Origin of the sequence: Streptomyces canus (assembly GCF_030815415.1) — a bacterium.
In the GTDB taxonomy this organism is placed as follows: Bacteria; Actinomycetota; Actinomycetes; order Streptomycetales; family Streptomycetaceae; genus Streptomyces; species Streptomyces canus_F.
The window spans coordinates 6,771,705-6,795,056 of record NZ_JAUSWW010000001.1 but is presented as its reverse complement, the minus strand read 5'-3'; the positions used below and the strand labels follow the sequence as shown (position 1 = coordinate 6,795,056).

Genomic DNA, 23,352 nt, shown 5'->3' with positions numbered 1-23,352 from the left:
GAGGTGGGTCCAGTACACGTACCTCAGGGGCGCGGGGAACTGCGCGACCGGCCACAACTCACCCGCGCCCGGCGTCAGTCCAGATAGCCCCTCAGCTGATCCGCAAATGCGTGGTCCCGCAGCTTGTTCAACGTCTTGGACTCGATCTGCCTGATCCGCTCCCGCGTCACGCCGAAGATCCGTCCGATCTCCTCCAGCGTGCGCGGGCGGCCGTCCGCCAGGCCGTAACGGAGTTGTACGACCTTCCGTTCCCGCTCCCCCAGCGTCGACAGCACCGCCTCCAGGTGCTCCCTGAGCAGCAGGAACGCCGCCGACTCGACCGGCGACGTCGCGTCGCCGTCCTCGATGAGGTCGCCGAGGGCGACGTCGTCCTCCTCGCCCACCGGGGCGTGCAGGGAGACGGGTTCCTGGGCCAGGCGCAGGACCTCGCTGACGCGTTCCGGGGCGAGGTCGAGGTGGGCGGCCACCTCTTCCGGGGTCGGTTCGTAGCCGCGTTCCTGCAGCATGCGGCGCTGGACGCGGACGACCCGGTTGATCAACTCCACGACGTGGACCGGGACCCGGATGGTCCGGGCCTGGTCGGCGAGAGCCCGGGACATGGCCTGGCGGATCCACCAGGTCGCGTAGGTCGAGAACTTGTAGCCGCGGGCGTAGTCGAACTTCTCGACGGCCCTGATCAGGCCCAGGTTTCCTTCCTGGACCAGGTCGAGCATGGTCAGGCCGCGGCCGACGTACCTCTTGGCCACCGAGACCACGAGCCGCAGATTCGCCTCGATGAGCCGGCGTTTGGCCATCCGGCCCATGACGACCAGGCGGTCCAGGTCGATCGCCAACTGGCTTTCCAGGTCAGGGGTGTTGAGGAGCTTCTCCTCGGCGAACAGGCCGGCTTCGACGCGGCGGGCCAGCTCGACCTCCTCGGCTGCCGTGAGCAGCGGGATACGGCCGATCTCGCGGAGGTACTGACGGAAGAGATCGGAGGAGGGCCCGCTGGTGTCGGCGACGCGGCTGCGGCTCTTCGGCTGGGGAGCCTCGACCGGCTCGGCGGGTTCCACGGTCTCCAGGGCGTCGGCCGGCGGCTCGTCCGGCTCCGCCTCGGGGTGGTGCGCGACACGGCTCTGCGGAGGGACCGCGGCGAGAACGTCGGTCTCCGTATCCGGCTCCGCGCCGTCCGTACTGGCGTCGGTCTTGTTGAGGGTCTGGGTCTGCACGGGGGCGACCTCCAGGATGATCGCTGCAGAAGTGAGCGGCAGCGCTGTTTCGGGGGCGGAGTCGACGGCCTCGCCGCTGTCCGTCCCGTACGCGATGAGCGGAACCGCGGGGGTGTGGGACCCGCTGGGGACGGATCGGCCGCGCTCCGAGGACTCAGGCACCGGAACCCAGTGTGGAGTACGACACATCGCCGCCACGAGGGGCGTGCGGTGACTTTTTGAGTCCGGTCCGTGACCGGGTGGTTACCCTGACGGAGGCGAACCGTTCCTAAAGACTGAGCGGGAGTGAGTCCTGTTGCCAGGACCGGTGCTCAGCCGGGTGTCCCGAACGGTGTTGGGCACCCTGGTCGCCCGCTTTCGCTCCATGGCCCGGCGGCGCGCATCCGGTGCGCGGTCCGGGAGGGTGGGGGCGGGTTCCCTCACGCCTGCGGGTGTCCGGTCGGGCCTGGACGGTCCGATGCCCCGCACCATCACTCTGGTGGGACGGGGGCGGTGTCGTCCGTCGCCGGATCGGATGCCCGAGGGCGCGTCGCCCGACCGCGATGCTCGCCGCATCGTGCCGGGAAATCGTGCGAGTCGTGGTGGTCAGCGGTTTCTGCCAGTGCTGCGCGCCCCAGCGGCTGGTGTAAGCGGGATCCACCGCGACGACGGCGATGTCCTGCTCGGCGGCCATCGACACCAGCCGGGACCTGAGCTTCGCGGTGGGGAAGCGGGAGATGAGGCGGCGGAAACGCTTGTTGCGGCCGTGCTTCTCGCGGCTGGTGCCATCGGTGAAGTCGAGGTCCTCGATGGCGATCGCGGCGGCCCCGCAGCGCCGGGCGTGGTGCAGCAGCCGGGTCAAGGCGTGCCGGATCTGCGCGTCCCGGTGCTGGGCGGTGCCGGTCAGGTCGTAGAAGTAGCGCTGGGGTTCGCCGATGGGGTTGCCGTGCATATCGAGGTGCCAGGCGGCGAGGTGGTCGTCGTTCATGTCCACTCCCACCACCCCCCGCGCAAGCGCCGCCTGAAGCGGCAGGGCGGGGGCGGGCGCTGCGCGCTGCCAGGACGCGGTGATGTACCAGCGGCCGCGCACCACATCGTGGTGGATGCGGTAAGCCACCGCCCGGTTGACGGTGATCCGGTCGAGCCACTCCTGCCCCCGGTGCTTGAACACCACGGCCGAGTCCAGCACAAACCGGCCGTGCGGCGCGTTCGCCAGGTGGGCCAGCGGAGCGGGGAGCTTGAGGGAGACCTGTCCGGTGTCGGTGACGCGGAGGGTCTCGTTGCCGAAGCGTTTGCCGGACTCCCCGTCTGCGGCCAGGAACATCCGCTCCGCTCGCCAGCGCTCCCGCCAGGCGTGCTCCTCCAGTCCGGCCGCCTCAAGGTGGTGGCGGGTGTGGGCGAGGCGTTTGCCACCACGCACGACCCGCACCCGGCCCGCCGCCCAGTCCGCCTCCACCACCGCCAGCCGGGCCTTCAACGTCTGCAGGCGGCGGGACTTGGCATGCCACTCGACGCGCGTGGCATAACCGCGCGCCAGCCCTGCCCGCTTGTCGGCCTTTGCGCCCAGTGGCCGGGCCAGCCGCGCCTCGATGGACGCGATCTGCCCCCGCAGCCACGCCATGTGGGCGGCCTGCCCACGCCGGGCCAGCGCCCACTGATCATGCGTGGCCTTGGTGATACTGCCCGCCCACCGAGCCGACGACCTCCCCGTCAGCTCCCGCTTGCGCACCGCCCACCCCGCGGCATCATGTGCCGGCCCCTGCCGGGACCGCTCCGCGAGATCACCGGCCGCCAGCGAACCCAAGTAGACACCGACCTCGGTGAGCACCGCCGCGTCCGCATCCGACACCCGCAGCCGGTCCCGGACCGCCACTCCGGCCGGGCCGGGCACCACGAACGACGCCGCCACCTCCCGCAGTGCGCCCACTCATACACCCCCGCCCTTCCGAAAATCCCCGTCCACGGCAGTCAACGAGCAGCATCCGCAAAGGTCACTCATTCGACCCACGAACTCGCGTTCCCTCCCGAAACTGCAGGCAGCACACCCCCGTCGGCAGACCCTCTTGGCGTGCAAATGAACCACCGCATCGAGTACAGGCGCTCACTCACGATCACCAGAAGTCACTTCTGCTAAGTCCAGCGGCAGCAGTTCCCAACCCCTCAGAGAGCTGCGGCTCCGTGCCCGCGCAGCGCCTGGTCGTACTGCTGGAGTACCCACAATTCGTTCTGTACGGCGGCCAATTGCGCCGGATCTCCGTGGGTTCCCAGCCGGGTGAGCGTGGACTGGATGTCGATGATGCGGCGCTCGACGGCGCGGCGGCGGACCGCCACCAGCTGTACGCCCGCGTAGATCTCGTCGACGGTCTTGCGCATGATCGCCTCGACGGCCAGCTCCGTGACCATCGCGCGGACCGTGTCGTCGGGCGCGGCCTCACGGACTCTCACGAGGTAGTCCTGGGAGTCCTGCACGCCGTACTCGGCGCCGCCTGCCTCCATGATCGCCTGACGTACGGCGGCGTAGGGCGCGGCGGTGAACTCGTCGATGCCGTACGCGTCGAAGGCCGGGGAGACCAGCTCGGGGCGCTGGAGGGCGAGTTTGAGGAGCTCGCGTTCGGTGGCGTAGACGGGGTTGCGGAGGTTGAGGGCCGGTCCTGATGCCTGGGGCCGGGGTGCGGAGTCGTAGTGCTGCGGGCCGCGGGCGGCCGGTGCCGGGCCCTTGCCGCCGCGGTCGCGGGACCAGCGGGCCAGCTGGGCCACCCGCTTGACCACGAACTGGGTGTCGAGGATGCCGAGCATGCCGGCGAGCTGGACGGCGACCTCGTGCTGGGCGCCGCTGTTCTTGATCCGGGCGACGATCGGGGCGGCCTCGTCCAGGGCGGCCGCCCGGCCCGCCGGGGTGTCCAGGTCGTAGCGGACGACGATCTGGCGGAGCGCGAACTCGAAGAGCGGGGTGCGGGGTTCGGCGAGCTCGGCCACCGCCTCGTCGCCCTTCGCGAGGCGCAGCTCGCAGGGGTCCATGCCGTCGGGGGCGATCGCGATGTACGTCTCGGCGGCGAACTTCTGGTCGTCCTCGAAGGCGCGCAGGGCCGCCTTCTGGCCGGCCGCGTCGCCGTCGAAGGTGAAGATCACGCGGGCCGATCCGTTGTCCATCAGGAGCCGGCGGAGGATCTTGATGTGGTCGCTGCCGAAGGCGGTGCCGCAGGTGGCGATGGCGGTCGTGACGCCCGCGAGGTGGCAGGCCATGACATCGGTGTAGCCCTCTACGACGACCGCGCGGGACGCCTTGGCGATGTCCTTCTTCGCCAGGTCGATGCCGTAGAGGACCTGGGACTTCCGGTAGATCGCCGTGTCGGGCGTGTTGAGGTACTTGGGGCCGGTGTCCGCCTCGTAGAGCTTGCGGGCGCCGAAGCCGACGACCTCGCCGCCGATGTCGCGGATCGGCCACATCAGGCGGCCGCGGAAGCGGTCGATGGGGCCGCGGCGGCCCTCCTGGGAGAGGCCGGAGAGCAGGAGCTCCTTGTCGGTGAAGCCCTTGCCGCGCAGATAGCGGGTGAGGTGGTCCCAGCCCTGGGGGCTGTAGCCGACGGAGAAGTGCTCGGCGGCGGACTGGTCGAAGCCTCGCTCGGCGAGGAACTTGCGGCCGGCGTCGGCTTCGGGGCTGGTGGCGAGCTGTTCCACGTACCAGTCGGCGGCGATCTTGTGGGCCTCGACCAGGCGGATCCGTTCACCGCGCTGGTGGGAGGGGTTGTAGCCGCCCTCCTCGTAGCGCAGCGTGATGCCGGCCTGTCCGGCGAGGCGCTCGACCGCCTCGGAGAAGGAGAGGTGGTCGACCTTCATCACGAACGTGATGGTGTCGCCGCCCTCCTGGCAGCCGAAGCAGTGGAAGAGACCCTTGCTGGGGCTGACCTGGAAGGACGGCGACTTCTCGTCATGGAAGGGGCACAAGCCCTTGAGATTGCCTCCGCCCGCGTTGCGCAGCTGGAGGTACTCGGACACCACGGCGTCGATCGGGACCGCGTCCCGTACCGCCTTCACGTCCTCGTCGTTGATCCGTCCTGCCACGAGGTGAGTCTACGGGGCAGAACTGACACTCATGGGGCGAGCTGTCCGTCGGCCGGGGGTCCGGGGGTTGCCCCCCGGGAGTTGCAGCCGGGGCAGAACTGACATCTAAGGGACGAGGTTTTCGAGCGGAACGTGCGGGTCCGCCAGCGCCTCGGTGTCCACCTGTGTCTTCGAGCGAATCAGCTGTTGGACGGGCTCTGTGACGTCCCACACGTTCACGTTCATCCCGGCGAGCACGCGGCGCTCCTTCACCCAGAACGCGATGAACTCACGCTTTCCTGCGTCCCCTCGAATCACCACTTCGTCGTACGACCCCGGGGGCGCCCAGCCGCTGTACTCCATCCCCAAGTCGTACTGGTCGGAGAAGAAATAGGGCACGCGGTCGTAGGCGAGGTCGCGGCCGAGCATCGCGCGCGCCGCCGAGGGGCCGCCGTTGAGGGCGTTGGCCCAGTGCTCGACGCGCAGCCGGGTGCCGAAGAGGGCGTGGTGGAAGGAGGCCACGTCCCCGGCGGCGTAGATGTCGGGGTCGGAGGTGCGCAGCCGCTCGTCGACCACGATCCCGCCGCCGTACGCGCGCTCGGCGATCTCCAGTCCCGCGGCCTCGGCGAGGGCGATGCGCGGGGCGGCGCCGATCGCGGCGAGGACGTCGTGCGCCGGGTGCTCCTCGCCGTCGTCGGTGCGGGCGGCCAGCACCATGCCGTCCTGGCCGACGATCTCGGTCAGTTTCGCGCCGAAGTGGAAGCGGACGCCGCGCTCCCGGTGCAGGTCGGCGAAGAGCCCGCCGAGCTCGGGGCCCAGCACGGAGTGCAGGGGGGTCGGCTCGGGCTCCACGACGGTGACCTCGGCGCCGTACTCGCGGGCCGCCGCCGCGACCTCCAGGCCGATCCAGCCGGCGCCGGCGATCACGATGTGTCCGTTGTCCCGGCCGAGGGCGGCCAGCACGCCCTTGAGCCGTTCCGCGTGGGCGAGGCGGCGCAGGTGGTGGACGCCCGCGAGGTCCGTGCCCGGGATGTCGAGGCGGCGGGGCTCGGCACCGGTGGCGATGAGGAGCTTGTCGTAGTGCACGAGCGTGCCGTCGTCGCCGAAGCGGACCGTCTTCGCGGTGCGGTCGATCGCGTCGACGGTCTGGCCGAGGTGCAGCTCGATGTCGTTGCGCGCATACCAGGCCGGCTCGTGCACGAAGACGCTGTCGCGCTCCTCCTTGCCGAGCAGATAGCCCTTGGACAGGGGCGGGCGCTCGTAGGGGTGATCGCGTTCGTCGCAGATCAGTATCACGCGGCCCGTGAAGCCCTCCGCGCGGAGCGTCTCGGCCGCCTTGGCGCCGCCGAGACCGCCTCCGACAATGACGAATGTCTGATCCGCGTCGACCACTTGATGCCTCCTCGTAAGGGTGCCGCCACATGGGAGCGTCCCGCACGGAGCGTGATGGGGGAAGAGGGAGTGGCCCGATCAGGCCACGGAGGGTCACATTCGGGCGCGTTTGGCGTCACCCGTGGCACATATGTCGCACAAGTACCCGGTCGGGAACATGTGCACACGGCAGCGCTCTCACGCGTGCCCTGTCAGCCGTGCGTGCAGCGAGCGGGCCGAGGGGTCGGTGAGGGAGGCGATCTGGTCGACGATCACGCGCTTGCGGGCGCGGTCGTCGGGGGCCTGGTCGAAGGCCGCGCGGAACTGCGGCTCCAGGCCGTCCGGGGCACGGCGGGTGAGCGCCTCGGCGAGTTCGGCGACCACGATCCGCTGGTCCGCCCGCAGCCGCTCCTGCTCGGCGCGCTGCATGACGTACCGGTCGGCGACCGCCTTGAGGACCGCGCACTCCAGCCGGGTCTCGTGGGGTACGACGAGTTCGGCGGTGTAGCGGGTCAGGCGCCCGGTGCCGTAGCGCGCGCGTGTGGCGGCCTCCGCGGCGAGGCAGAAGTGGCCGATGAGCTGGCTGGTGGCGTCCTTCAGCCGGGCCTGGGCCACGGCCGAGCCGTCGTAGCCGTGCGGCCACCAGGGCTGGTCCTGGAGCCGGTCGAGGGCCGCCGCGAGTTCCGCCGGGTCGGTGTCCTGCGGGACGTACCGGCCGAGGGCCACCGCGAAGACCGCCTCGCGCTCGGGTTCGGCGTGGAGGTGGTTGGGGTCGATGTGGCCGGCGTGCAGTCCGTCCTCGACGTCGTGGACGGAGTACGCCACGTCGTCGGACCAGTCCATGACCTGGGCCTCGAAGGTGGTGCGGGTGCCGGGGGCGGCCTTGCGGACCCAGTCGAAGACGGGGCGGTCGTCGTCGTACACACCGAACTTGGGGCTCTTGGGGTCCGTGGGGTGGGCGCCTCGGGGCCAGGGGTACTTGGTGGCCGCGTCGAGGGCGGCCCGGGTGAGGTTGAGGCCGACCGAGCCCTCGGGGGTGAAGCGTTTGGGTTCGATGCGGGTGAGGAGTCTGAGGGACTGGGCGTTGCCCTCGAAGCCGCCGCAGTCCTCGGCGAATTCGTTCAGCGCCTGTTCGCCGTTGTGTCCGAAGGGCGGGTGGCCGAGGTCGTGGGCGAGGCAGGCGGCTTCCACCAGGTCCGGGTCACAGCCGAGGGCGGCGCCGAGCTCGCGGCCCACCTGGGCGCATTCCAGGGAGTGCGTGAGACGGGTGCGGGGGCTGGCGTCCCAGGCCTGGCTGCGGGTTCCGGGGGTGACGACCTGGGTTTTGCCGGCTAGGCGTCGGAGGGCCGATGAGTGGAGGATGCGGGCGCGGTCGCGTTGGAAGGCGGTGCGGCCGGGGCGTTTGTCCGGTTCCGGGGCCCAGCGTTCGGTTGACTCCAGGTCGTACGACATGTCTCGACAGTAAGGGCAGGGGCTGACAAACGGAGTGCGCCTTCGCGTCTGCCTGGTTCCGCTATCCGGCGAGTGCGGCCGGCGTGTGGTTGCTCGCGCCCCTGAGGTTGGTCATCTGGTCGTACCTGTGCAGGAGGAGCCTCGCCATCGCGGGGTGGGTGCCCAGGGGGGCCGAGGCGATCCACGGGGCCGCCTCCGCGCACTCCGTGGCGAAGCGGCCGGGGGCCGTGAAGTAGGAGGCGATGGCGATTCGCGTGCGGCCGCTCGCCGCGAGGGCCTCGATGGCGTCGGGGACCCTGGGAGCCGCCGTCGTGGCGTAGGCGGGGACGACCGGGACGCCGAGCCGGTCGGAGAGGAGCTGGGCCGTGCGGCCGGTGTCGACCTTGGACTCCGGGTCGCGGGAGCCCGCCGCCGCCAGGACCACCGCGGTGCGGCCGCGCGTCGTGTCGTCCATGCGGGTGCACCAGCCGGCCTCGACGAGGCGGGAGTACAGGGTCTCCACCAGGAGGGGGTGCGGGCCGAGCGGGGCGGCCACGCGGGCGCGTACCCGGGTCGCGGCGGCCATCTCGGGGATGTCGCGCTTGACGTGGTAGCCGCGACTGAGCAGGAGCGGGACGAGGATCGCCTCGCGGTCGCCGAGGGCGGTGAGGGTGTCGGGCAGCAGGGGCTCGTTCAGCTCGATGTGGCCGAGGTGGACGGACAGGCCGGGGCGCAGGGCGCGGACCTTGTCGAGGAGGGTGCGTACGGTGCTCAGGGCACGCGGGTCGCGGCTGCCGTGGGCGACGACGACGAGCGCGGGCTGTTCGGGGCGCCGCCTGCCGTCGAGCGACACGAGGCTGAGCTGGCTGGCGAGCTGGCTGCTGATCCGGTTCATGAGGTGCGCCGTACTGTCGAGGTCGGCCCCCGGGAGCAGCAGGGCGCCGGGGCTGGCGGTGGACTCGTCGCGCGGAGGGTTCGACGGCGTCATGAACAGATGGTCGCGGTGGGAGGTTGCCGCCCCGTTGCGCGAAGATAACGGGGATTTTCCGTGGGTTCACGGTGGGGTGGGTAGCCTCTGTGAGCTGTTCTGACCTGCGGTTTCGCCGAAGCTGGTGAGGCTGGTCACGTGCCCTTCGGCGAACCGTCGGGGCTTACATCACGTCCCTGACTGTCGAAGGACGACCAGGGAGGGGCTCCCGTGAGACTGCGCAGGCCGCACAGGCCACGTATCCCCCGCACCCGTACCGGGCAGCGGCGGCTGGTGCAGGCCGTGATGCTCGGGTGCGTACTGGCACTGCTGCCGGCGACGTGGATGTACGTCGTGACGGGCGACCGGCTGCGCACGACCGCGGACGTGCCGCACACCGAGGTCGCCGTCGTCTTCGGCGCGGGGCTGTGGAACGACGAGCCGTCCCCGTACCTCGCCCACCGGCTGGACGCGGCGGCGAAGCTGTACCGCGAGGGCCGGATCGAGGTCGTCCTCGTCACCGGCGACAACAGCCGCGAGGACTACGACGAGCCCGACGCCATGCGCGCCTATCTGACCGGGCACGGTGTTCCCGACCGGCGCATCGTCAGCGACTACGCCGGGTTCGACACCTGGGACTCCTGCGTCCGCGCCAAGAAGATCTTCGGCGTCGACCGGGCGGTCCTGATCAGCCAGGGCTTCCACATCCGGCGGGCCGTCGCGCTGTGCCAGCAGGCCGGTGTGACGTCGTACGGCATCGGGGTCGAGGCCAAGCACGACGCCACCTGGTACTACGGCGGGGCGCGGGAGGTCGTCGCGGCGGGCAAGGCGGCTCTCGACGCGGTCTTCGAGCCGGACCCCCGGTTCCTCGGCCCGGAGGAACCGGGGGTCGGGCAGGCGCTCGCTAGCGGCCGGTGAAGCGCGGGGCGCGTTTCTCCAGGAAGGCGGTCATGCCCTCCTTCTGGTCCTGGGTCGCGAACAGGGCGTGGAAGACGCGGCGTTCGTAGCGGATGCCGTCGCGCAGGCCCGTCTCCAGGGACCGGTCGACGCAGTCGCGGGCGGCCCTGACCGCCGTACGGCCGTACGAGGCGATCGTCTCCGCGGCCTCCAGGGCCTCCGTGAGGACCCGTTCGTCGGGGACGACCCGGGAGACCAGGCCGGCGCTCTCCGCCTCCCTCGCGTCCATCGTGCGGCCGGTGAGGACCAGGTCCATGGCCTTGGCCCGGCCTATGAGCCGGGTCAGACGCTGGGTGCCGCCGATGCCGGGGATCACGCCGAGCTTGATCTCGGGCTGGCCGAACACCGCCGACTCCCCCGCGATCACGAGGTCGCACATCATCGCCAGTTCGCAACCGCCGCCCAGCGCATGGCCGTTGACGGCGGCGATCTTCGGGGTGCGGAGGTCCGCGAACTCCTCCCACGCGCGGAAGTAGTCCTCCGCGGCCATGTCCACGGCCGTCCTCGCGGCCATCTCCTTGATGTCGGCGCCCGCCGCGAAGACCTTCTCCGAGCCGGTGACGACGAAGCAGCCGGCCTCGGGATCCGCGTCCAGCGGGCGCAGGGCGTCGAGGAGTTCGGTCAGGAGCTCGCCGCTCAGCGCGTTGCGGACGTGGGGGCGGTGCAGGCGTACGGCCACGACACGGCCGTAGCGCTCGATCTTTATCGTGTTCATCTGTCCTCCGTGGAATTACGAGTCCCAGATCGCGCCGTACGCCGGAATCCCCCGCTGTTCCAGGCCGTGGACCACCTGCCAGGTCAGCTTCTTGTTGCTGATGCAGATCACCGCCTCGGCGCCGAAGTCGCGGTAGGCGGCGTACGCGAGGCGCACCATGTCGGGTTTGCCGTCGCGGGAGGTGTCCCAGATCAGGGCGTGGGGCTGGACGGCGAGGATCTCGTCGACGAGGGCGTCGCCGTAGGTGGTGCGGGGGTCGCGGGTCGCCCAGACGAGGCGGGAGGGGACCTCGGCGGCCAGGAGGTGCGGGAGGCAGGGGCCGATGCCGCTGCCGGTCGCCACGTAGACCACCTTCGTGAAGAGGGTCTCGATGTTGGCGACTCCGGCCGTGGTGATGCCTTTGACCCAGATCCGGTTCGGCATGTCGTCGATGAAGGCGCCCGTCCAGTCACCGGCCCGGGAGATCGTGAGCCGGAAGCCGGGCTCGCCGGGGGCCGGGACGTTGGCGAAGGAGTGCCATTCCTTCAGCGGGCTGCGGCTGATGGCCGTGGAGGAGCCCGCGAAGGGGGTCTCGCCGTGGTCGAAGCGGGCCAGCACCACGTGCGGGGACGGGCGTTCGACGCGTACGTCGACCTTGCGCAGGCGCAGCCACGGCAGGGCGACGCTGAAGGTGACGACCGACAGGACCGTCACCTCCACGGGGCCCGGGGCCGCCAGGAGCGTGTGTGTCCAGAAGAGGGCGAGGGCCGCCCAGCCGCCGAAGCGGTGGATCTTCTCGAAGTGGTCGTGGTGGCGGGAGCGGAAGGGTGGCAGGGCCGTGGCGATGATCAGTGCGAGGAGGGCCGTCAGGGTCCAGCCCACCGCCCTGAGCGGGGCGTCGGTCGTGGTGACGGTGAGCGCCAGGAACCAGCTCGCCCCCGCCAGCGCCCCGCCCACGTGCAGTCCGCCGAAGTGGTACACCTTCCCCAGCGTCCAGCGGACCTTCAGCGGCCAGCTGGTCGGCGCCCAAGTGGCCAGCTTGAAGAGGAGGTTGATGACGTACTGCTGGCGCACGAGGATCGCGAGGGCCAGGTCGGCGAGGGCCGCGTGGCCCATGGTGCGTGCCGACGGGGTCCAACTCATGTAGAGGAACACCAGGTTGGCCGTCAGTACCAGTGCCGCCAGGCGGTTGTAGTGCATCAGGCGCGGGTGCTTCAGCAGTCGGCGCGGGGCCGAGGCCCGCGGGGGCAGTTCCACCGACTGGCGCTCGAGTGAGGTCGTCATCGGGACACCGCCGTGCGCTCCTCGGCCAGCCGCAGCAGCGCCGCTTTGTCGATCTTGCCGCGGTCCGTCTCGGGCAGGTATGTCAGGGCCATGACACTCTCGGGCACGCAGTAGTACGGCAGCGCGTCCGCCACCGCGCGCCGGGCCGTGTCGGGGTCGACGTCGGCCGGGGTGACGAAGGAGACCAGGGTGCGGGCGTCCCGCTTCAGGGTCACCGCACGCCGGCAGCCCTCGACCGACTCCAGCACCGAGGAGACGGAGTCGAGTTCGACGCGGAAGCCGCGCACCTTGACCTGGTCGTCGGTGCGGCCGAGGTGCTCCAGTTCGCCGTCGGGCGTCCAGCGGCCGAGGTCCCGGGTGCGGAACATGCGGTGGCCGGCGCCCAGGAAGGGGTCGGGGGCGTAGCGCTCGGCGTTGAGCCGGTCGTTGTCCAGGTAGCCCGCCGAGACGCAGGCGCCGCCCGCCCACATCTCGCCGACCTCGCCGATGGGGAGCGGACGCAGGTCCGGATCGAGGACGTAGACCGTGTTGTTGGGGGTGGGGCGGCCGATGGTGAGGGTCCGAGACGACACCTCGTGGCGGCGCATCGTGTTGACGATGGTCGTCTCCGTCGGACCGCAGCAGTTGTAGAACGTCGCCTGTCGGGCCCAGCGGTCGGCGAGCGGGCGCGGGCAGGGCTCCCCCGCCACCGCAACCGTGCGCACACGCGGGCAGGTCGCCGGGTCGACGCCGGACAGGACCGTCGGGGTGGCGATGACGACGTCCGCACGGCGGGCCGCCGCCGCGATGTCCTTGCCGCGGATGACGAGGGTGGCGCCGTGGGCGAGACAGCCGAGGATCTCCCAGGCGGCCATGTCGAAGGCGATGTTGAGGAGCTGGGCGACCCGGTCGCCGGGGCGGATGCCGAGGTCGCCGGGGGCGGTGAGGAGGATGTTGGCGACATTGCGGTGGGTGACCTTGACCCCGTTGGGGCGGCCGGTGGTGCCGGAGGTGAACAGGACGTAGCAGCCGTCGTCGGGGTGCACCCGGACGTCCGGTGCCGGTCCGGGGGCGGCGGTGCGGGGGCCCGGGACGTACGGCAGCGGCTCGTCGAGGGCGATCAGATGGTGGCCCGGTGGCAGCGGGACACGGTGGGCGTGCTCGGCGACGGTGATCACGACGCGGGTGCGGGCGGCGCGGATCACGTGGGCGAGCTGGGAGGCGGGGGCGAGGCCGATGTCCTGGGGGACGTAGGCGGCGCCCGCCTTCAGGATGCCGAGGATGCCGACGAGCATCGGCACGGAGCGGCGGACGAAGAGGCCGACGTGGTCGCCGGGGCGCACACCCCGGCGGATCAGACGGGCGGCGAGGGCGTCGGCGTAGCGGTCGAGCTCGCCGTAGGTGATCCGGGCGCCGAGGTGTTCGGCGGCGACGGCGTGCGGGGCGGCGGCCGCCTGCCGTTCGACGGCGTGGTGGATCAGCGGATCCGGGACGGGGACGGCCGGGCCGAAGCCGTACCGGTGGAAGAGGTGCTGGTCGCGGGGGGCTAGATGGCGCAGGGGCATGCTGGGGAAACCTCCTGGCTGGCTTTTCGCGTGAGAGATTGCCTGGCGCCAAGCTGGATCCGCGCTCGACTGTAGCTCCGGTTTTTCAACGCTCAACAACGCGTCATCGGCCAACGACGAGACGGAACGAGCCACATGTGACGTCTTTCACAGCAGAGGCAACGTTCGTCACCGTCGGTGGCGACTCTTGGTGGGCACCTGTGCGCCCGGCCGGGCGGCCTCACCGCGCCCGGCGTCCGGCGGGGAGGTCGCCGTCCCGCTCGTGTAACAGGGAGCCCCCGTGCACGTAACACGGCGGAAGCACGCTGAGGAGCATGCAGAACTCCGCGACGCCCACCCACTGCCCCTACTGCGCCCTGCAGTGCGGGATGAATCTCACGCCCGTCCCGGACGGGGGCGTGGAGGTCACCGAGCGCGCGGACTTTCCGGTGAACCGGGGTGCGCTGTGCGGCAAGGGCCGCACGGCTCACCAGGTGCTCTCCTCCCGGGTGCGCCTGACCTCCCCGTTGGTGCGCTCCGAGGGCAAGCTGGTGCCCGCCACCTGGGAAGAGGCGCTGGACCGGATCGCCGGGGAACTGCGGCGTACGCGGGCGGAGCATGGTCCGGACGCGTGCGGGGTGTTCGGCGGGGGCGGCCTGACGAACGAGAAGGCGTACACGCTGGGCAAGTTCGCCCGGGTCGTCCTCGGCACCTCGCAGATCGACTACAACGGCCGCTTCTGCATGTCCTCCGCGGCGGCCGGCGGAATCAAGGCGTTCGGCCTGGACCGCGGGCTGCCGTTCCCGCTGGAGGACATCCCGAAGACGGGCTGTGTGATCCTCGTCGGCTCCAACCTCGCCGAGACCATGCCGCCGTCGCTGCGCTTCTTCAACGAGCTGCGCGAGAACGGCGGCACGCTCATCGTCATCGACCCGCGCCGCACCAAGACCGCCGAGCAGGCGGACCTGCATCTGATGCCCCGCCCGGGCACCGACCTCGCGCTGGCGCTGGGCCTGCTGCACCTGGTCGTCGCCGAGGGGCGGGTCGACGAGGCGTACGTCGACGAGCGCACGGCCGGCTGGGAGGAGGCCCGCGCCGCGGCGATGGCCCACTGGCCGGAGTACGTGGAGCGGATCACCGGCGTTCCGGTGCCCCAACTCCGCGAGACCGTACGGATGTTCTGCGAGCCGGAGGCCGCGATGGTGCTGACCGCGCGCGGCCCCGAGCAGCAGTCCAAGGGCACGGACACCGTGGGCGCCTGGATCAACCTGTGTCTGGCGACGGGCCGGGCGGGGAAGCCGTTCTCCGGGTACGGCTGTCTGACCGGGCAGGGCAACGGACAGGGCGGGCGCGAACACGGCCAGAAGGCCGACCAGTTGCCCGGCTACCGCAAACTGGACGACCCGGCGGCGCGGCGGCATGTGGCCGAGGTGTGGGGTGTCGAGCCCGACTCGCTGCCCGGCCCCGGACGCAGCGCCTACGAGTTGCTGGACGCCCTGGGTGTCGACATCAGGTCGCTGCTGCTGATGGGCTCCAACCCGGTGGTGTCGGCGCCGCGTGCCGCGCACATCGAGGAGCGCATCAAGTCCCTTGATTTCCTTGTCGTCTGTGACGTCGTGCTGTCGGAGACGGCGGAGCTCGCCGACGTCGTCCTGCCGGTCACGCAGTGGGCGGAGGAGACGGGCACGACGACCAACCTGGAAGGCCGGGTGCTGCTGCGCCGCCAGGCGATCACCCCGCCCGAGGGCGTGCGCAGTGACCTGGAGGTCATGCACGAACTCGCCGACCGGCTCGGTGTGGAGAAGGGCTTCCCGACCGACCCCGAGGAGGTCTTCGAGGAGCTGCGGCGGGCGAGCGCGGGCGGGCCCGCGGACTACTCGGGAATCACCTACCGGCGACTGGCCGAGGAGAACGGGGTGTTCTGGCCGTGTCCCGCGGCCGATGCGGAAGCGGGACATCCCGGGACGCCCCGTCTCTTCCTCGACCGCTTCGCCACGCCGGACGGCCGCGCGCGCTTCGTCCCGGTCTCGCACCGGCCCTCCGCCGAGGAGCCGGACGAGGAGTACCCGGTGCTGCTGACGACCGGCCGGGTCGTCGCCCAGTACCAGTCCGGCGCCCAGACCCGGCGGGTGGACGAGCTGAACGCCGCCGCACCGGGCCCGTTCGTGGAGCTGCACCCGCGGCTCGCGGCCCGGCTGGGCGCGGCCGAGGGTGACCCGGTGGCGGTCGTGTCGCGGCGGGGCCGGGCCGTGGCACCGGCCCGCATCACCACCGGCATCCGCCCCGACACCGTCTTCATGCCCTTCCACTGGCCGGGCGAGGGCCGCGCGAACACCCTCACCAACCCGGCGCTCGACCCGACCTCGCGGATGCCGGAGTTCAAGGCGTGCGCGGTACGGCTGGAGACGGTGAAGCCGTAGGAGCCGGCCGTCCCGTCCGGCCGGCGTCGATGCCGGTGCGGCTCAGGTGCTCGACGGCATCGGCACCGGGGTGCTTCCTCAGCCGCGGACCAGCCAGTCGCCGCTGTCGATGAGCTTGCCGCGCGCACGCAGTTCGGCGGCCACGGCGGGGGCGGCGACGTACACCCACGCCCGCACGGACACGCCGTCGGCGTCCCGTACGACGTCGCCCTCGATCCGCTCGTAGAGATTGCGGGGATCGCCGGGGGCGTACTCCTCGAGCCGGTCGAGGGCGACCAGGAGGTCGTCGTACGCCTCGGGGAGGGCGGTGACGAGCTCCCCGCGGACGGCGCCCGCGGGCTCCTCGACGGCGTACGGATAGCCGGGACCGTCGTACAGCACCACGCCGTCGAGCCGCCCCGGCTCCTGTGAGCCGGTGCGGCCGCGGAGGAAGAGGTCGTGGTTGACCTCTCCGGGCCGAAGGGTGCCGTAGACGAAGAACGGGAGTCTCACAGAAACGATTCTCTCTCCTCACACACGGGTGCCGGACGTGCACAGACGCCCTATGGACACCACATGTCATGACCCCTTAAATCTCAGGCAGCACTCGCGCCTCCTCCTTTCCCCCACGCGCCCCAACGCGCCTTTTCAAGGAGACAGATGAGCCGGATACGTCCCGTTCGCCCTGTCCACACCCTCCTGGGGTCCCGTCTCGCCACGGTCGGTATGGCCGCCACCGCCGCGACCCTCCTGGCCACCGCGCTCTCCCCGACCGCGGGTGCGGCCGACAGGCCGACCCGGGCCGCCGCGATCGACAACGCGGCGGACGTGCTCGTGGCGCAGGCCTCGAAGCTGGGCCTCACCGCCGCGCAGGACACGAAGGTCCGGGACGTGGTGGTCGACAAGGACGGCGGACAGCACGTCCGCTACGACCGTACGTACCGCGGAATCCCGGTACTGGGCGGCGACTTCGTGGTCCACCTGCACGCGAACGGAACGTACCGCGGCACCGACAGGGCCACCCGCCGGTCCATCACCCTGCCCTCGGTCACCCCTGCCCTCGCCGCCCCGAAGGCCGCCGACATCGCGGCGAACGCACTGCGCGCGGCCAACCTCGGCGAGACGCTCAGGAAGCTGACGGCCAAGCCCCAGCTGGTCGTCGACGCCCTGCACGGCGCCCCGAAGCTGGCCTGGCAGACGAACGTCGTCGCCCAGGACGCGCTCGGCAACCCGGTCGGGCGCACGGTACTGACCGACGCGGGCACGGGCGCGCAGATCGACGCGTGGGACTCGATCGAGACGGCGACGGGTGACGGCAAGTCGCTGTACGGCGGGACGGTGCCGCTGGAGACGACGCTGTCAGGGTCGGCGTACCAGCTCAAGGACGCGACGCGCGGAAACACGTACACGGGCGACGCGGCGAACAAGACGGACCTCTGCATCCTGGGCATCTGCATCAGCCGCGCCCCGGCGACGCTCTTCACGGACGCGGACAACCACTGGGGAACGGGGGCGGCTTCGGACCGCGCGACGGCGGCCGTGGACGCCCAGTACGGCACCGACGTCACCTGGGACTACTACAAGAACGTCCACGGGCGCAGCGGTATCGCCGGCGACGGCAAGGGCTCGTTCAACCGCGTCCACTACGGCAACAACTACAACAACGCCTTCTGGGACGACAGTTGCTTCTGCATGACGTACGGCGACGGCGACGGGACGCAGCTCGGTCCGCTCGTGTCGCTGGACGTGGCGGGCCACGAGATGTCGCACGGGGTGACATCGAAGACGGCGGCGCTGACGTACTCGGGTGAGTCGGGCGGCCTGAACGAGGCCACGTCGGACATCTTCGGGACGCTGGTGGAGTTCTACGCGAAGAACTCCACGGACGGCGGGGACTACCTGATCGGCGAGAAGATCGTCCGCTCCGGCTTCGGCCGGGACGCGCTGCGCTACATGGACAAGCCGTCGAAGGACGGGAACTCGGCGGACTGCTGGAGTTCGACGGTCAAGGACCTGGACGTGCACTACTCGTCCGGCGTCGCGAACCACTTCGCGTTCCTGCTGGCGGAGGGCAGCGGCGCCCGCACGGTGAACGGCGTCAGCTACAACTCCCCTACCTGCAACGGGTCCTCGGTGTCGGGCATCGGCCGGGACAAGGTGGGCGCGATCTGGTACCGGGCGCTGACGGTCTACATGACGTCCTCGACGAACTACGCGGGTGCGCGTACGGCGACGCTGAACGCGGCGAAGGACCTGTACGGGGCCGGGAGCACGGAGTACAACGCGGTGGCCGCGGCGTGGAGTGCGGTGAACGTGAGCTGAGGCGCGGCAGCCGGTGACGCGACGGCGGTGCGGCGGCGGGCGTGACCAGGCCCGCCGCCGCACCGCCGGGCAAGGGGCGGGGCTACGCCCCGTACGGCCTCAGCTCCCTCGCCTCCCTCAACCCCCTCCCCCACCACACCAGCTGGTCCAGCATCGTCTTCGCCGCCGCCCCCGGTCCCGCCGGGTCCTTCAGCCTCCCCTCGTCGTCGAACGACGCCCCCGCGTTGTGGAAGGACACCGTGTCCCGGACCGTCACCGCGTGCAGTTCCGCGAAGACCTGCCGGAGGTGTTCCACCGCGCGCAGGCCGCCGGACATGCCGCCGTACGAGACGAGCGCGACGGGCTTGGTCTGCCACTCGGTGTAGTGCCAGTCGATGAGGTTCTTGAGGCCGGCGGGGTAGGAGTGGTTGTACTCGGGGGTGAGGACGACGAAGGCGTCCGCGGCGGCCAGTTTCGGGGAGATCCCGGAGAGGGCGGCCGTCGCCTCCCGGGTGCGGGCGAAGGACATGGGGAGGTCCGTCTCCGCGACGTCCACGACCTCGGGGAGCAGGCCCTCCCGGTCGTGCATCAGGTCGAGGAGCCAGTCCGCGACGACGGGGCCGAAGCGGCCGTGGCGGTTGCTGCCGACGACGAGGGTGACCTTCAAAGGGGCGTCTGTGATCTGCATGAGGAACAGCCTGATACCTCAACAAAGCTTGAGGTCAAGCCCCGGCCGCCGACACCGGGTCACCCGGTCGCACCCTCGCTCTGCGCCCTTCGGGTTCTCTTCCGCGACACCTCCGTCCCACGCCGGTGACCTGCCCAAACACCGCCACCGCGGCCCGGCCGCAGACCGATCTGACACCCATTCACCCCATTTCTGACGCACGCTCAGGAAGCGCGCTCGGCCCGCTGCCACTTACCTCGGAAGGGCAGGGAACACCGAAGAGCTCGAGGGAGCACCGATGCGCCGTACCGCCCGCATGCTGACCGGCACCGCGCTCGCCGTCGCGGCCGCGGGACTGGTCGCCGCACCGGCGCACGCCGCGGATGCCGGGAGCCTGGAGGTGTACCCGTCCTCGGTCGTGCCCGGTGAACAGGTCACCGTGAACACGGCGGCGTGCGAGGACGGCGACACCGCGGCGGGCGACGCGAGTGCGGTGGGCGCCGGCCCGTTCACGCTCGCGCCGAGCACCCATGAGCAGGACGCGATCGGACAGTTCCAGGTGCCGGAGAGCGCGCAGCCGGGGACGTACGAGATCGTCGCGACGTGCGCGGAGGGCGGCCGGCGGGTCACGGGTGACCTGGTGGTCACACTCACCGCCACCCGTCAGCAGGTGTACCCCCGAGGAAGTGTGAAGACGGGGGTCGGTGGCGCGCTTGGCCCCGATCCCGTGCAGACCGCGGCCGGCGTGGCGGCTCTCGCCGTCGCCGCCGCGGGCGGTACCTGGCTCCTGCATCGCCGGGCGAGAGGCGACGGGATCTGACGGACACCCTCCGCTGTCCGTCCGCCGGTACCGCATGTCCCCTCCCCCTCCGGGTCCGACGCCCCTCGCGGCCCGGAGGGGGACAGGAGCAGGCCCAGCGAAAAGGAGGCTCGGCATGCGCGGACACCACGGCGCCGGCAACTTCGTCATAGCGGCCGTCACCGTCATCGCCCTGTGCTGCGGCGCCTGGCTACTGCGCAGTGGCGCCTCGACCCACGCACCGCCGCAGCCGTCCGCCGCCGAGGCCCGCGCCGACCGCGCCGACGCGCGCTCCGCGCCCGCGCTGCCGCCCTCCCCGCCGGACCGCATCCACATCCCGTCGATCCGCGTGAACGCCCCCCTGACGGGCCTCGGACTCAACCCGGCCGGCAGCCTCGACGTCCCGCCCGCCGAGAAGGAGAACCTCGCCGGCTGGTACGAGGCCGGCACCACCCCCGGTGAGACGGGCACCGCGATCGTCGCCGGACATGTCGACAACGCCGACGGTCCCGCCGTCTTCTACCGCCTCGGCGCCCTGAAGAAGGGCAGCACCATCGAGGTGGCCCGGCGCGACGGCACCGCGGCCGTCTTCTCGGTCGACGCCGTCGAGGTGTACGACGCGAAGGACTTCCCCGACGAGAAGGTGTACGGCGCGGCGCACCGGCCCGAGCTGCGGGTGATCACCTGCGGCGGGGGCTACTCACGGGCGACCGGCTATCAGGGCAACGTCGTCGTCTTCGCGCATCTGACCGGCAGCCGCTGACACGCCACCGAGCATGTTCTCCTTGCCCCAGTCGCCCAGCGGCCCCAGCGCCTCGTTGAGCGTCTCGCCCCGCTCGGTCAGGGAGTACTCGACCCTCGGCGGCACCTCGTCGTACGCCTCCCGGTGCACGATCCCGTCCGCCTCCAGCTCCCGCAGATGAGCCGCGAGCACCTTCTCCGTCACCCCCGGCAGCTCCCGGCGCAGTTCGCCGAAGCGGCACGGCTTCTCATGCAGCGCCCAGAGGATGAGCACCTTCCACTTGCCGCCGATCACATCCATCGCCGCGTCGATCCCGCAGACGTACGACCCCGGCCGCCGTGCCCTCGCCATGCCGCCCCCTCTTCCTGCCTGGACTCTTTCCCGGCGGTAACCACCCACTCTCAAGTACGTACTTGAGCAGGCGCTTCCCCACGAACAACCCTAAGCGGCATGACTGACAACGCCCTCACCACCAAGACCCCGCTCACCCTCCTCGGCGCCGGTGCCATGGGCACCGCCCTCGCCCGCACCTGGCTCGCCGCCGGCCATCCCGTGACTGTCTGGAACCGCACCCCCGCCCGCGCCGAGGCCCTGGCCGCCGAGGGCGCGACGGTCGCCGCCAGCGCCGCCGCGGCGGTGGCCGCGAACCGGCTGGTGATCGCCTGTCTGCTGGACGACGCTTCGGTCGGCGAGGCGCTCGGGACGGCCGATCTCCAGGACAGGGACCTGGTGAACCTCACCACCGGGACGCCGGGGCAGGGGCGGGAGCGGGCCGCCTGGGCACAGGGCCGCGGCGCCCGTTTCCTGGACGGCGGAATCATGGGCACACCGCCGATGATCGAGGCGCCGGACTCCGGTGCGTACGTCTTCTACAGCGGTTCCGCCGGCCTCTTCGAGGAGCACCGCGCCACCCTCGCCGTACCGGCCGCGACCACGTACGTCGGCGCGGACCCGGGGTTCGCCGCGCTGCACGACGTGGCGCTGCTGAGCGCGATGGACGGCATGTTCGCGGGCATCACCCACGCCTTCGCGCTGATCCACTCCGAGGACATCGCGCCGAAGGACTTCGCCCAGCTGCTCGCGGAGTGGCTGACCGCGATGACGTTCATGGTGCACAAGGCCGCCGACCAAGTGGCGAGCGGCGACTACGCCAAGGACGTGGTCTCCAACCTGGCCATGCAGTCCGCCGCCAACGCCACGCTGCTGAGCACGGCCGAGGAGCAGGGCGTGAGCACCGAACTGCTGACGCCGTACGCGGACCTGATGGCGCGGCGGGTCGCGGACGGGCACGGGGACGAGGACATCACGGGGGTGCTCGAACTGCTCGTGCAGGAGAAGAAGTCCTGACGGTCTGAGCAGGTCGGGCGAAGTCCCTGTGGTTCGGCAGCGCCCCGAGGGGCGCGGGGCTGTGTCGATATGCGGCTCCGCCGCGTGCGCGCGACCAGCCACGACGGTGGCGCAGGTGATCGACGACATGTCGCGGCACTTCCAGCGGAGCGCTCAGCCCACGTGCGCGGCGATCGTCCGCGCACACTCCAGGGACTCGGTCCCGGCGGTGTCCACCTCCACGTCGTACACCACTCCCTGGTGGACGATCTCCGCCTGCTTCTCCGCCATCCCGCGCACCCGGTCGCCGCGGGCGATCTCCCGGCCCGCGGCGACCGAAGCCTCGCAGCGGACGCCGACCCAGAGCACGTCCAGGCCGTCGAGGACACGGCGCCAGCGGTCCTGGGTCGCCGCTCCGCCGAGGAAGACGTCGTCGATGATCACGCGGGCGCCCGCGTGGACCATGGCCGCGATGCCCTTGGCCCAGGCCGCTTCCAGGGCCATGTACTCAGGGCCGACGTGGACCGCGCCGTCCGGGGCGAACTCGATGCCCGCGCCCTGACCCGGCATCGCCTCGATCAGCGAGTCGACCCCGAAGGCCAGCCACGGGTCCGGCAGCACCGCCTGCAGACACCGCACGATCCCGGACTTGCCGGAGCTGGAGCCGCCGTTGACTACGATCACCTGGGTCGCCATGACGTCACCGTAGGTCAGGCGAGCCACTGCTCGTACGCCATTTTCGTCACCAGCGCGAACACCACCGTCAGCAGCACGACCCGGACGAAACCGCTCCCCTTCTTCAGCGCCGTGTGCGCGCCGAGCATGCCGCCCGCCAGGTTGAACACCGCCATCAGTCCCGCCAGCTGCCACAGGACCGTGCCCTGCCAGGCGAAGGTGGCCAGCGCGCCGGCGTTGGTGCAGCAGTTGACGATCTTCGCGGTGGCGGAGGCGGTGACGAGGTCGAGGTGGAGGACGGCGGTGAGCGTGAGGACCAGGAAGGTGCCGGTGCCGGGGCCGATCAGACCGTCGTAGAAGCCGACGCCGAGGCCCGCGAGGCCGATCGCGGCAAAGACGCGGCGGCGGCCGGCCGGGCCGGTGGCGGGGGCGGTGCCGAAGGCGGGGCGCAGGATGACGAAGGCGGCGACGGCCAGAAGCACCACCATGATCACGGGCTTCAGTACCTCCGTGCTCATCCCCGCCGCGAAGAACGCCCCCGCCGAGGAGCCCGCGAGGGCCGCGAGGCCGATGCGGACGGCGAGGCGTACGTCGACCGGGGCCTTGCGGGCGTAGGTCACCGCCGCGCCGGACGTGCCGACGATGGCGACCGCCTTGTTGGTGCCCAGGGCGTACGCGGCCGGGGTGCTCGACGGCAGGCCCAGCAGCAGGGCCGGAAGCAGGAGCAGACCCCCGCCGCCGACCACGGCGTCGATCCAGCCGGCGGCCAGAGCCGCGAGGCACAGGACGACGAGGGTGGTCAGCGATATGTCGGGCATGATCGGGACCTTAGACAGGAGATAGGTGTCCAGTCCATCGAGATGATCTTCAGCTGGGTCTCGTAGACGATGTCACCTGCACGGATTCCGCTGGTTTCGCGACCTCACAGCCCGTCCCCGGCGCACTCCGGGAACCCTCACACCCGCCCACCGCCTCTGCTGAGGGCAGC

The 23,352-nt window shown here is 71.3% G+C and carries 20 protein-coding genes; 6 read left to right on the top strand and 14 right to left on the bottom strand.

The window, feature by feature from the left end; genetic code table 11:
- Positions 1 to 74 precede the first annotated feature (74 nt).
- The 6 genes from QF037_RS31385 to QF037_RS31360 all read right to left on the bottom strand — a co-directional run bounded on the left by QF037_RS31385 (position 75) and on the right by QF037_RS31360 (position 9,018).
- On the bottom strand, positions 75 to 1,370 hold the full coding sequence (locus QF037_RS31385) for an RNA polymerase sigma factor (RefSeq protein ID WP_307030956.1): 1,296 nt from the start codon (positions 1,368 to 1,370) through the stop codon (positions 75 to 77).
- Between the two features lie 106 nt (positions 1,371 to 1,476).
- Positions 1,477 to 3,114, bottom strand: coding sequence for a transposase (locus QF037_RS31380; protein WP_307030954.1), 1,638 nt, complete (start codon positions 3,112 to 3,114; stop codon positions 1,477 to 1,479).
- Between the two features lie 233 nt (positions 3,115 to 3,347).
- Positions 3,348 to 5,249 carry a DNA primase gene (gene dnaG / locus QF037_RS31375; protein ID WP_307030952.1) on the bottom strand — a complete coding sequence of 634 codons (1,902 nt, stop codon included), beginning with the start codon at positions 5,247 to 5,249 and terminating at the stop codon, positions 3,348 to 3,350.
- Positions 5,250 to 5,354: 105 nt separating this feature from the next.
- Entirely contained in the window at positions 5,355 to 6,620 is a 1,266-nt protein-coding gene (locus QF037_RS31370; RefSeq protein ID WP_307030950.1) for an NAD(P)/FAD-dependent oxidoreductase, read from the bottom strand.
- A gap of 177 nt (positions 6,621 to 6,797) precedes the next feature.
- On the bottom strand, positions 6,798 to 8,051 hold the full coding sequence (locus QF037_RS31365; protein WP_307030948.1) for a deoxyguanosinetriphosphate triphosphohydrolase: 1,254 nt from the start codon (positions 8,049 to 8,051) through the stop codon (positions 6,798 to 6,800).
- Positions 8,052 to 8,112: 61 nt separating this feature from the next.
- Complete coding sequence (locus tag QF037_RS31360) at positions 8,113 to 9,018, bottom strand: sirohydrochlorin chelatase (RefSeq protein WP_373463842.1); 906 nt, start codon at positions 9,016 to 9,018, stop codon at positions 8,113 to 8,115.
- A 216-nt stretch (positions 9,019 to 9,234) separates the two neighbouring features.
- Between QF037_RS31360 and QF037_RS31355 the strand changes: the two genes are divergently transcribed.
- Positions 9,235 to 9,915 carry a SanA/YdcF family protein gene (locus QF037_RS31355; RefSeq protein WP_307037472.1) on the top strand — a complete coding sequence of 227 codons (681 nt, stop codon included), beginning with the start codon at positions 9,235 to 9,237 and terminating at the stop codon, positions 9,913 to 9,915.
- Here QF037_RS31355 and QF037_RS31350 read toward each other — a convergent pair.
- From QF037_RS31350 to QF037_RS31340, 3 genes are read right to left on the bottom strand one after another with little or no spacing between them, the layout of a single operon-like run.
- Positions 9,902 to 10,669: an enoyl-CoA hydratase-related protein gene (locus QF037_RS31350; RefSeq protein ID WP_307030946.1), complete on the bottom strand. Its 768-nt coding sequence runs from the start codon at positions 10,667 to 10,669 to the stop codon at positions 9,902 to 9,904. The two genes, QF037_RS31355 and QF037_RS31350, sit on opposite strands and share 14 nt — an antisense overlap.
- A 15-nt stretch (positions 10,670 to 10,684) precedes the next feature.
- Positions 10,685 to 11,932, bottom strand: a complete 1,248-nt coding sequence (locus QF037_RS31345; RefSeq protein WP_307030944.1) for a hypothetical protein — start codon at positions 11,930 to 11,932, stop codon at positions 10,685 to 10,687.
- Positions 11,929 to 13,476, bottom strand: coding sequence for an amino acid adenylation domain-containing protein (locus QF037_RS31340; RefSeq protein WP_307030942.1), 1,548 nt, complete (start codon positions 13,474 to 13,476; stop codon positions 11,929 to 11,931). Before QF037_RS31340 ends, QF037_RS31345 begins: the two co-directional genes overlap by 4 nt.
- A 314-nt stretch (positions 13,477 to 13,790) precedes the next feature.
- Here QF037_RS31340 and QF037_RS31335 point away from each other — a divergent pair, with 314 nt between their 5' ends.
- Complete coding sequence (locus QF037_RS31335; RefSeq protein WP_307030939.1) at positions 13,791 to 15,875, top strand: molybdopterin oxidoreductase family protein; 2,085 nt, start codon at positions 13,791 to 13,793, stop codon at positions 15,873 to 15,875.
- Positions 15,876 to 15,953: 78 nt separating this feature from the next.
- Here QF037_RS31335 and QF037_RS31330 read toward each other — a convergent pair whose 3' ends face one another.
- Positions 15,954 to 16,367: a gamma-glutamylcyclotransferase family protein gene (locus tag QF037_RS31330; protein WP_307030938.1), complete on the bottom strand. Its 414-nt coding sequence runs from the start codon at positions 16,365 to 16,367 to the stop codon at positions 15,954 to 15,956.
- Between the two features lie 147 nt (positions 16,368 to 16,514).
- Here QF037_RS31330 and QF037_RS31325 point away from each other — a divergent pair, with 147 nt between their 5' ends.
- Positions 16,515 to 18,176, top strand: a complete 1,662-nt coding sequence (locus QF037_RS31325; protein WP_307030936.1) for a M4 family metallopeptidase — start codon at positions 16,515 to 16,517, stop codon at positions 18,174 to 18,176.
- 82 nt (positions 18,177 to 18,258) lie between these two features.
- Here QF037_RS31325 and QF037_RS31320 read toward each other — a convergent pair whose 3' ends face one another.
- Positions 18,259 to 18,843, bottom strand: coding sequence for an NADPH-dependent FMN reductase (locus QF037_RS31320; protein ID WP_307030934.1), 585 nt, complete (start codon positions 18,841 to 18,843; stop codon positions 18,259 to 18,261).
- Between the two features lie 277 nt (positions 18,844 to 19,120).
- On the opposite strand from QF037_RS31320, the gene QF037_RS31315 reads away from it, so the two are divergent.
- Together QF037_RS31315 and QF037_RS31310 are read left to right on the top strand one after the other, a co-directional pair.
- Positions 19,121 to 19,642, top strand: coding sequence for a hypothetical protein (locus QF037_RS31315; protein ID WP_307030932.1), 522 nt, complete (start codon positions 19,121 to 19,123; stop codon positions 19,640 to 19,642).
- 115 nt (positions 19,643 to 19,757) lie between these two features.
- Positions 19,758 to 20,384, top strand: coding sequence for a class F sortase (locus QF037_RS31310; protein ID WP_307030930.1), 627 nt, complete (start codon positions 19,758 to 19,760; stop codon positions 20,382 to 20,384).
- On the opposite strand, the gene QF037_RS31305 is transcribed toward QF037_RS31310, so the two are convergent.
- Complete coding sequence (locus tag QF037_RS31305) at positions 20,322 to 20,714, bottom strand: winged helix-turn-helix transcriptional regulator (RefSeq protein WP_307030928.1); 393 nt, start codon at positions 20,712 to 20,714, stop codon at positions 20,322 to 20,324. The two genes, QF037_RS31310 and QF037_RS31305, sit on opposite strands and share 63 nt — an antisense overlap.
- 99 nt (positions 20,715 to 20,813) lie before the next feature.
- Between QF037_RS31305 and QF037_RS31300 the strand changes: the two genes are divergently transcribed.
- Complete coding sequence (locus QF037_RS31300; protein ID WP_307030926.1) at positions 20,814 to 21,710, top strand: NAD(P)-dependent oxidoreductase; 897 nt, start codon at positions 20,814 to 20,816, stop codon at positions 21,708 to 21,710.
- Positions 21,711 to 21,863: 153 nt separating this feature from the next.
- Here QF037_RS31300 and cpt read toward each other — a convergent pair whose 3' ends face one another.
- Positions 21,864 to 22,385, bottom strand: coding sequence for a chloramphenicol phosphotransferase CPT (cpt, locus tag QF037_RS31295; protein WP_307030923.1), 522 nt, complete (start codon positions 22,383 to 22,385; stop codon positions 21,864 to 21,866).
- A 14-nt stretch (positions 22,386 to 22,399) separates the two neighbouring features.
- Positions 22,400 to 23,182: a sulfite exporter TauE/SafE family protein gene (locus tag QF037_RS31290; RefSeq protein WP_307030921.1), complete on the bottom strand. Its 783-nt coding sequence runs from the start codon at positions 23,180 to 23,182 to the stop codon at positions 22,400 to 22,402.
- Between the last annotated feature and the right edge of the window lie 170 nt (positions 23,183 to 23,352).

What these genes read in the sequence shown, in the direction of transcription:
- QF037_RS31345 (WP_307030944.1), bottom strand. Translation starts at nt 11,932, where the DNA reads ATGACGACCTCACTCGAGCGCCAGTCGGTGGAACTGCCCCCGCGGGCC.
- cpt (WP_307030923.1), bottom strand. Translation starts at nt 22,385, where the DNA reads ATGGCGACCCAGGTGATCGTAGTCAACGGCGGCTCCAGCTCCGGCAAG.
- QF037_RS31290 (WP_307030921.1), bottom strand. Translation starts at nt 23,182, where the DNA reads ATGCCCGACATATCGCTGACCACCCTCGTCGTCCTGTGCCTCGCGGCT.
- QF037_RS31360 (WP_373463842.1), bottom strand. Translation starts at nt 9,018, where the DNA reads ATGACGCCGTCGAACCCTCCGCGCGACGAGTCCACCGCCAGCCCCGGC.
- QF037_RS31365 (WP_307030948.1), bottom strand. Translation starts at nt 8,051, where the DNA reads ATGTCGTACGACCTGGAGTCAACCGAACGCTGGGCCCCGGAACCGGAC.
- QF037_RS31340 (WP_307030942.1), bottom strand. Translation starts at nt 13,476, where the DNA reads ATGCCCCTGCGCCATCTAGCCCCCCGCGACCAGCACCTCTTCCACCGG.
- QF037_RS31300 (WP_307030926.1), top strand. Translation starts at nt 20,814, where the DNA reads ATGACTGACAACGCCCTCACCACCAAGACCCCGCTCACCCTCCTCGGC.
- QF037_RS31310 (WP_307030930.1), top strand. Translation starts at nt 19,758, where the DNA reads ATGCGCGGACACCACGGCGCCGGCAACTTCGTCATAGCGGCCGTCACC.
- QF037_RS31305 (WP_307030928.1), bottom strand. Translation starts at nt 20,714, where the DNA reads ATGGCGAGGGCACGGCGGCCGGGGTCGTACGTCTGCGGGATCGACGCG.
- QF037_RS31335 (WP_307030939.1), top strand. Translation starts at nt 13,791, where the DNA reads ATGCAGAACTCCGCGACGCCCACCCACTGCCCCTACTGCGCCCTGCAG.
- QF037_RS31320 (WP_307030934.1), bottom strand. Translation starts at nt 18,843, where the DNA reads ATGCAGATCACAGACGCCCCTTTGAAGGTCACCCTCGTCGTCGGCAGC.
- QF037_RS31325 (WP_307030936.1), top strand. Translation starts at nt 16,515, where the DNA reads ATGAGCCGGATACGTCCCGTTCGCCCTGTCCACACCCTCCTGGGGTCC.
- QF037_RS31350 (WP_307030946.1), bottom strand. Translation starts at nt 10,669, where the DNA reads ATGAACACGATAAAGATCGAGCGCTACGGCCGTGTCGTGGCCGTACGC.
- QF037_RS31315 (WP_307030932.1), top strand. Translation starts at nt 19,121, where the DNA reads ATGCGCCGTACCGCCCGCATGCTGACCGGCACCGCGCTCGCCGTCGCG.